The 8,417-nt window shown below is 57.2% G+C and carries 6 protein-coding genes and 3 pseudogenes; 3 read left to right on the top strand and 6 right to left on the bottom strand.

Annotated features, from left to right (window positions below; translation table 11 throughout):
- From ACOI1H_RS07120 to ACOI1H_RS07105, 4 genes are all read right to left on the bottom strand, one after another.
- Positions 1-1,149: glycosyltransferase family 2 protein (locus ACOI1H_RS07120; RefSeq protein WP_422436205.1), on the bottom strand; the 1,149-nt coding region annotated here is incomplete at its 3' end.
- A gap of 43 nt (positions 1,150-1,192) precedes the next feature.
- Complete coding sequence (locus ACOI1H_RS07115) at positions 1,193-2,005, bottom strand: ABC transporter permease (protein WP_422436203.1); 813 nt, start codon at positions 2,003-2,005, stop codon at positions 1,193-1,195.
- A 40-nt stretch (positions 2,006-2,045) separates the two neighbouring features.
- Positions 2,046-3,443 carry a glycosyltransferase family 2 protein gene (locus ACOI1H_RS07110; protein ID WP_422436201.1) on the bottom strand — a complete coding sequence of 466 codons (1,398 nt, stop codon included), beginning with the start codon at positions 3,441-3,443 and terminating at the stop codon, positions 2,046-2,048.
- Positions 3,444-3,815: 372 nt separating this feature from the next.
- Positions 3,816-3,980: a hypothetical protein gene (locus tag ACOI1H_RS07105; RefSeq protein WP_422436199.1), complete on the bottom strand. Its 165-nt coding sequence runs from the start codon at positions 3,978-3,980 to the stop codon at positions 3,816-3,818.
- A 232-nt stretch (positions 3,981-4,212) separates the two neighbouring features.
- Between ACOI1H_RS07105 and ACOI1H_RS07100 the strand changes: the two genes are divergently transcribed.
- From ACOI1H_RS07100 to ACOI1H_RS07090, 3 genes and pseudogenes are all read left to right on the top strand, one after another.
- Positions 4,213-5,454, top strand: a complete 1,242-nt coding sequence (locus ACOI1H_RS07100; protein ID WP_422436198.1) for a sugar transporter — start codon at positions 4,213-4,215, stop codon at positions 5,452-5,454.
- Positions 5,432-6,142: an ABC transporter ATP-binding protein gene (locus ACOI1H_RS07095; protein WP_422436196.1), complete on the top strand. Its 711-nt coding sequence runs from the start codon at positions 5,432-5,434 to the stop codon at positions 6,140-6,142. Before ACOI1H_RS07100 ends, ACOI1H_RS07095 begins: the two co-directional genes overlap by 23 nt.
- A 204-nt stretch (positions 6,143-6,346) precedes the next feature.
- A pseudogene (locus ACOI1H_RS07090) lies at positions 6,347-6,472 on the top strand (IS110 family transposase); the annotation flags it as partial.
- A gap of 170 nt (positions 6,473-6,642) precedes the next feature.
- Here the strand turns inward: ACOI1H_RS07090 and ACOI1H_RS07085 are convergent.
- Together ACOI1H_RS07085 and ACOI1H_RS07080 are read right to left on the bottom strand one after the other, a co-directional pair.
- Positions 6,643-7,785, bottom strand: a pseudogene (locus ACOI1H_RS07085) (ISNCY family transposase); the annotation flags it as partial.
- Positions 7,777-8,389 (bottom strand): annotated as a pseudogene (locus ACOI1H_RS07080) (ATP-binding protein); the annotation flags it as partial. The pseudogenes ACOI1H_RS07080 and ACOI1H_RS07085, both read right to left, overlap by 9 nt.
- Positions 8,390-8,417: the final 28 nt, after the last annotated feature.

Below are 8,417 nucleotides of genomic sequence, written 5' to 3'. Positions count from 1 at the left end.
AAGGCAGATCATACCCACAAAGGGGCGTTCAGGCACCGGCCCGCCGGTCGCGGCCTGTGCGCGGCGCGACAGTTCGGTATCGCCGCCAAAGCGGACATTGTCCCAGAACCCCAAGGTTTGTATCAGAAAATCCTGTCGGAACATAAAGCTGATAGGCGCATGCCGCAAAAAGCCGTCATCGGAAAACGCGGTGCGAGCGCGTGACAGATAGGTGAATGTCCCGTCGGGTTGCATCCGCAGGGCCTTCAGCCCTGTCACCGGCAGGGCTTGTCCGTCGGTCAGCATGTAGCCGACGTGATGCGCCAAGCGCTGCGGGTGGGCCCAGTCGTCGCCGTCGTGTCCTGTCACGAAGTCGCCGCGCGCGTGTCGCAGGGCCAGGTTCTTGGACACGTAAGGTCCGACGTTGCGGCCGTTGCGCCAGCACCGGATGCGCCCGTCGCGTGCGGCCATCCGCTGAATGGTATTCCACGTCCGGTCCGTGCTCGCGTCATCCACGATCAGAAGCTCGAGTGGCCGCCATGTTTGCGCAAGGATCGAGGAGATGGCCGCTTCGACCGTGCCATCGCAATTCCAGACCGCCATTAGGACGCTGACGAGCGGCCCCTCCGCTACGGTCGGCAGCGGCGCGCAGGCCAGCCGTTCGAGCATCGTCGCCGCATCCCGGTCCAGTTTCAGCGGCACCTGGCCATAGTGGGCAAGGTAACGGTTGAGGGCCGCCTCCCACCCGGCCAGGTCATGCCTCGCGATTGCAAGGTTCGCCTCCAGCGCCGCGGCGGAATGCCGAAGGTCCATGGGTAGGTCGCGCCGCGCCCGGTCCAAGGCCTGCTCTGGTTGCCCCGTGGCCGCCAGCCGACCAGCCGCCATCAAGACACGGTCTTCTTGCCCCTGCGCATCGGGATTACAGAGATGGTGGACCAGTGCATTCCGTCGCCCAACGACGCCGGGGCCGTAATGCTCACGGTGATAAAGAGAACTGAAATTGGGGCCGGGATCACGGCCCAGCAAGGTGCCGAACGAGAGGAAATGTGTCAGCGGATCGATGCCTGACAGGGCTACGTCCGGGTAGCGGGCGACATACCATTCGGCGGAGAAAAAGCCGCTGTTGCGCACCAAGGTCATGTCGGCTTCAATCACAGATGGCAAAGGCATGTCGATATCCTCTCCTTCGGAGCGCGGCTTCGGTTGGCCGCTCTCACATCTCGAGAACCCGCTGGTAGTTTGGCTTCATGAACACCAGCCCCAGCACGATTAGGACCAGCGTGAGGCCCCAGACGTAAGGCAGTGAAATGTAGTTGGGCTCGTAGGTCGAATAAAAACCCGATCGCACCAGCCCCGTCGCATGTACTAGGGGGTTCCACCAAAGAATATCTTGGATCGATCGCGGCATGTCCTCGAGAATGAACAACACGCCCGAAGCTAGGAATAATGGTCGGCTAACAATCGACCAGATGCTAAGCCAGATTGGAAAGAGCCCCCCCAAAAGGCAGTTGACCATACCAATACCCAGACCGAGGCAAGCCGCCAACGACAGGCCGATGATCACCGGAAAGATATCCAGCGAGACCCGTGCATCGACGAAGATCACGATCCCCGTCATTACGATGCAGAACACCATTGTGCTGGTCAGGAAATTGAGCATGAACCGGGCTAGGAAGGCATCGATCCACAGCACGCTGGGATATGATAGAAGGGAACGCGAATATTGCAGCGCGCGGCCTGTCTTTACCGCTGTTGTGGAAAAGAACTGGTAGGGAAGATACCCGGTCGCGTAAAAGACGATAAAACTCGTTCCCAAGGACGGGGCGCGCACAACGAGCGAGAAAGCCGCCGCAAGCAGAACGATCATCCCGATCGGTTCCAAAATTGCCCATACGTAGCCTCCTGGCGTCCGCCCATAGGTCGAACCCATTTCGCGTAGCATCAGCGCGATAGTCGTGCGTCCAGTACGGACGACAAGGCCTCTGCGCGATTTGCCGGACTTGCGAGGGAAGTTGGTCAAAGACATGTCTCCACTGTCACACCACATGACAGGGTGTCCGGCAAGTTCAAACGCTAATTTGCAAGGCGGCGATCAACTGATCATGATGGGCCGCTGGCCCCACATCACGGCCTGCATATTGAATGCTAATCGTCTGCCCTTCGCACACAAAAAGCACCGATTGTAATTTCGACATCCGTAACTGCAGCATCTGCTCTACGATGTAAGGTTTTCCCAACAATGTTTTGGCCGTTTCGGTTAGGACAGCCTCTTGCGGCGGGGTACCGTTGACCATGGCCTGAATACTTTGTCCGGCCCCTTCAGGGCTTTGCCAGCGGAATACGAAGACACTTTCACTGCCATCCGTTATTCCCTCAACCAACACCACACGCGCCGGACGCACCGGAGGGCATTTCTTGTAGACATAAAGCAGCGCGTTGCGATGAATATCTGGCAATCTTGGCAGCTGGATAGCCTGCAAAACATCGGTCGAAATATGCGCCATTACCTTGGCCATCTCGTCGATGAAGGCCGCACGCTGCTCTGCATCCAAAACATCAGGATTGAACCGGGGACCTGTCACATGACGGATCTTGGACATGAGGCTGAGCAAGATATTGGCCTGAACGAAATTTGGCACCTTGCCTCTCAAATCTTCTGCGTCCTTTAGCAGCGGCCGATAAGCACCTTCAAGGTGCGGTGCGTACCAGTCCGGGTTCGCGACAATACCGTCGATCAAGGACGTTGCCGCCGCCCGCCTGCGATAATAGTAGATAGGGGCCGGAAGAAAGGTGATCGTTCCGCCGGGCTCCCGCACAAGCAGGCGGATGATGAAGTGTGCATCCTCATAACTTGGTCTAACTGCCGGATCGAACTGCAGGCCGTGCGCCAGAATCCTCTCACGACGCATGAAGACGCTACTAGTATGCGGCACGATGAACCGACCCGGATCCGTACTGTCGTGTCTTTGGATACCGTTGGCGAACCGAAACCGCAAAGGATGTTCGTCACCGTAGCTGTCTGTTGCTTCATAATAAAACTTCATATTCGCCACGACAGCGACCAAGTTTTCCGCTTCAGGCCTCATTATCTCAGCACGAATATGCGCAATGTAGTCTAGTGAAAAGAAGTCATCCGGGTCAGAAAAGCAGATCCACTCTCCCGTTGCTGCGGCAAGCCCCACGTTACGCGCCATGGCAACGCCTTGATTACCCTGATGGATTACGCGGATTATGTCAGGATAGCGTGCAGCCCATGCGTCAGCCAGATTGCCTGATCCATCTGTAGATCCGTCGTTGACGACAATCACTTCCAGCCCGGCAAGGCCTGTCGTCTGTGCGACAAGACTGTCGAAGAAAGCGTCGATATAGAGAGCAACATTATACGTCGCGACCACCATAGACAACCGAAGTGGCGACGGATGTAGTCCGAACCGGATCGCTAACGGCTTGACGAGCGGTTTCAACCTTTGTCGGAACATTCTCATTGCAACCCTCGTCAGGTTCCTCAATTTATCTTCTTAGGCCGCAGCGCCCCCAGGCTAAGCTTTTTTCAAATCCGATTCGCCAACCGACAAGGTTGGCAATGCTGGCAAAACTTTATCAAGGAGGCGAAAAACAGTGTCTAATATGATGTTAGCCGGCCGTCTGGGCACCTACCGCTGCCAATATGGACGTGATAGTCCGTGAAGCCCTTGACACCGAGCCGCACTTGGCTCGCCACACGCTATGCTAGCCCTCTTGCCCGTGTACTTTACAGGCTCCGTTGTGATCCTCGTGAACATTTTGGGAACCTGGTCTCTTTGCCAAGTCCTGCTGCTGGGCAGCCCCAGAGGGTCTCATACATATGAAGCTGCCTTCGCGCCAGATGCGGATGGAAACACCATCTTTCCCGCCCCGTCCACTTGAAACACGATTGCGGCACCATAGGCAAACGGTTCATTTACATGCCACTGTGGAGTATCTAATACTACTGCTGCAATGGCGTCGATATCGCGCGCCAAGCCGCCAAGCCCTTTATGTGACCGCTGGTGCCAACTAATCATCTGGTGACGGCGCGGGCGGCACTCTAACGCAGGCGAGCGAGCGCATATAATTGGCTGACGTGGCAAAGAATCCTCGATGGTCTTTTAGGTAATCGCGGACGCAACAAGGCGTTACAGGCGAAATAGTAGCAAATCTTCGCACAAGGTATTAGGCAAAGCGCTACGAAGCAGGGCAATAAAGCAGATATTCATGGATAGCACTCTCGGCCAAGACGAATTGCTTGAGAAAGCAAAAAAGCAGGAGAAACGTAAGGCGCGTCGGGCGGCTCTGCGTGCAGCAGCAGAAAGCGGGGTGGTCATCCGCCCTTTGGCTCCGGCTGCTCGAATTCGGAAGCGCCATTATGGTTTGTTTTTGACCTTCATCTTGGTCTTCCTACTGCCAATCGTCGTTTCAGCGTATTACCTCTATACCCGGGCCGCCGATCAATATGCCTCAACCCTTGCCTTTACAGTCCGGTCGGAAGACGCCGCCAGCGCCTCTGATCTACTTGGTGGTTTGACTAGTACTTTGGGAGGATCGACGTCGCGTGACACCGACATCTTGTATGAATTCATTCTGAGCCAGGAAATGGTACGCAAAGTCGAAACGGCTCTGAACCTGTCGCAGCGCTACGCTGTCTTGACCGATCTCGACCCCGTGTTCGGCTATCACAACGACGGTACTATCGAGGATCTTACCGACTACTGGCAACGGATGGTCCACATTTCCTACGACAGCGCCTCTGGCCTGATGGAACTGCGCGTGCTGGCATTTACACCTGAGGACGCCACCGCGATTGCCCAAGAAATCTACGCTGAGAGTTCAGCCATGATCAACGCACTCTCCGCCACTGCGCGCAACGATGCGACGCGGTATGCGCAAGAGGATCTGAACCTTGCACTTGAACGCCTGAAGGCGGCCCGCGAAGCCCTTACATCTTTTCGGCTGAATAACCAGATTGTTGACCCAAATGCTGATATTCAGGCCCAAATGGGCCTTCTGACGACCTTGCAGACACAGCAGGCCGCAGCACTTATTGAATATGATATGATCTCTGAAACGACCAACAGCGACGATCCGCGGGTTGAACAGGCACGTCGCAGACTGGACGTGATCGAGGCCCGCATCGCCGATGAACGGCAGAAGTTCGGGACCGGTGGTGGGATTTCAGGCGGCGTCGAATATGCTACGACCATCGCCGAATTTGAACGTTTGACCGTGGATCGCGAGTTTGCCGAAACCGCCTATGCCGCAGCACTGCGTGCCTTAGATTCAGCACTTGCGGCAGCCAATCGCCAGAGCCTTTATCTGGCTGCGTACATTAGTCCGACAACGGCAGAACAGTCTCAGTATCCGCAACGGGGTCTGATCGTTACCATTATCGGTATCTTTGCCTTCCTAATTTGGGCGATCATGAGCCTTGTCTACTATGCTGTTCGCGACCGCCGTTGATTTGGGGCCTGTTCGCACAATGATTAAGTTCGAGAACCTCAACAAGAAGTTCCAAACGCCTAACGGCTTCAAACATGTGGCCCGTGACATCAGCTGCACTTTCCCATCAGGCAAGGCTGTAGGCCTTCTAGGGCGCAACGGAGCCGGAAAATCGACCCTGATGGAGATGATCGGAGGTACGATGCGACCCGACAGTGGAAACATTCGGATCAAAGGCACCATGTCTTGGCCTGTGGGCTTTGCCGGCAGCTTTCACCGTGATATGACCGGCGCGCAAAACACCCGATTTATTGCTCGGGTCTATGGGATCGACACCGAGGGTCTAATGGCTTTCGTCGAGGATTTTGCCGAGTTGGGCGGCCACTTCCACCTGCCTGTAAGATACTATTCCTCCGGCATGAAATCTAGGCTAGCTTTTGGCATCTCGATCGGAATCCCCTTTGATACCTATCTTGTGGATGAGGTGACATCGGTGGGTGATGCTGCATTCAAACTGAAGAGCAAGCTGGTATTTAAAGAGCGGTTGAAGACCGCTGGTGCAGTAGTTGTCACCCACTCCACGAGGCAGATCCTGCAGCTTTGCGATGCCGGAGCCGTGCTGGAAGGGGGATACCTGACTTATTATCCCAACGTTAAGGATGCGGTCGCGCATCACGAAGCCAATATGGGAACTACCGAAGACGAATAGAGACCGACCGCCTTACATTTTGCCGTGACAGGTCTGTTGATGCGTGGATGCTCCTCCCGACGGCATCGCAATGTGCCGTTGGGGTGAGTGTTAAAGCCATCACTGAACTTTCATCCGGCAGCGATTTGAGTCCGGTCAGTGTTTACGCCGATTGGCGCAGGTTGAGCAATCGCTCAACACGTGGATCTTTCATCTCGCGGAGCGATGCTGCCGAACATGAAGGTCGTGCCGATCAACTCAGAAGAGCAACAGGACATTCAGGCCCTGCATCGGGCGCGACGCCGCCTCGTCAATCACAGGACCGCACTGGTGAGCCAGATGCGAGGTATAGCGCGACAATCTTAATGAGACCTCGTATTGCCGCATCCGAATATGTTCCTGAAGAACCATGTCGTTGCCTCAGCCGAATGTTCCTGGTAGATTTCATTCTCCTGCAGAACCCAAGTTTAGGCGGTTGCTGATGACCTCTGGCGCGCGGAGCTTCCAGATTGCGCAGCGTGTCAGAGGTCATCAGCAACCATGGCCCCGCTGACTCCGAACACCAATGATCTGGCCAATTCTGCTCTCCAGATTTTCACGCGGCGCTGTACGGTGCGCAGCAACATGTCAGGATAGGCATCTGGATGGGCGGCCTGAAGCCTGCACAAAAGCTCATGTCCGGTTTTTGACGGGTCCTCGTCGAACCACGCCTTGAGATCGTCGGTGACCTTTGCGAGCGGATCGGGCCGTCGCCGACCTCGGGGGATAGGCGGCTTTCTCCGTGACGTGGGCCTGACCTCGCCCTCCTTCCAGGCATGGCGCAGACCGTTGAGGAAATTTTCGACGTCCGCCTTGGGATTGCCGTCGTTTTCAGCGAATGGCGTTGCATCGGCCAGCGCCGTCAACCGTGCCTGTGCCCGGCGAATGTCGTGGAGCAGGGCGACCGGATCGAGCTGCTTGAACTGCGCCACAAGCGCGTCCTTGGCGGCCTGCAAGACCGCGGGATGGGCCTGCACGCGCTGAAACGGTGCCAGCGGCGGGTGATAGCGCTTGGTCACCCGGGCACCGTCCCGGGTCTTCTCCATCAGCTTGAACGAGGGTTGGAAGAAGTTCACGTAGAGCCGCATGCTGCGATAAAGGCATGCCAGTTCGGCGGCAGCGTCGATGCCCGCATATCTGCGATAGCCCACCATCCGGCGCACGATGGCACCGTTTTTTTGTTCGACATGGGCCTGATCATTCTTGCGATATGGCCGGGACCGGGTGAACTCGACATGCGCCTCCTCGCACCAGCCCTTGATCGTCTCGTTCATGAACACGCTGTCATTGTCCGTGTCGAAGCCGAGCAACGGAAACGGCAATACCGGACGCAGCGCGGTCATCACCTCGCTCAGCAGGCGCTGCTCGCGAAACAGCAGCGGCGCGCATTCCGTCCATCCCGTAGCGATATCGGTGAGTGTTAGCGTCTGCACGAAGCTGCCGCTTGCCGACGGGCCACTATGTGCCACAAGATCTGCCTCCATGTATCCAGGCACAGGGTCGTTCCAATCTGCAAAGGTCCGGATCGGCACACTGCGCCGCACTGCTGAGGAATGGGTATTGCGCCGACGCCGCCCGCCCGAAGCGCCTGCCCGGACCGGGGCCAGCACCCGGTCGATCGTGGCGGGGTGGACCAACCGGTCGACGGCCGCGAGCGTCATGGCCGGGTCCGGAAAGACCCTGTTCCATTCGCCGAAGGGCTGGTTCCCGGTGATCAGAACGGATCGCCGCTCGTATCGGGCCGATATCAGCTCGAACAGCACGCTGGTCTCGGCCTGATTCTTGGTGACGTAGGCGAGGTCATCAAGGATGAGCAGGTCGAACTTGTCGAGCTTGGCAAGGGCGGCCTTGAGCTGCAATTCGCACCGCGCGACCTGCAGTTTCTGGACCAGATCAGTCGTTCTGGTGAACAGGACGCGCCAGCCAGCTGTCTCCCGCAGCCATGGCCATGACTTGCGCCTTGGAGATCATTGGGACAGCCTCGAAGGCAAAGCTGTCGAGCGTCTTGCCTGGCGGCAGATGCGCTTCGGCGAGATGACGTCCGATCCGGCGATTGGCGCTCTCGGCCAGCTCGTGCTCAGCGATGGCCGCGAGGAAGCGCGCTGCTGGCCAGCCTTCGCGATCAGCCGCTTCAGCGAACTGCGGCCAGAGGGTTTTGATCGTGGGCAGGCGCAACTCGTTCAGCATGATGCCGAGACGTGCCTCGTCGATGGGATATGCAGTCTTCATGCTGTCTCCCCCATCCAGGCTATCGGCG

The organism is Loktanella sp. DJP18 (assembly GCF_049310965.1).
Lineage (GTDB): Bacteria > Pseudomonadota > Alphaproteobacteria > Rhodobacterales > Rhodobacteraceae > Loktanella.
Note: the sequence above shows the minus strand (reverse complement) of the source record. Positions and strands in the feature narration are given on the sequence as shown.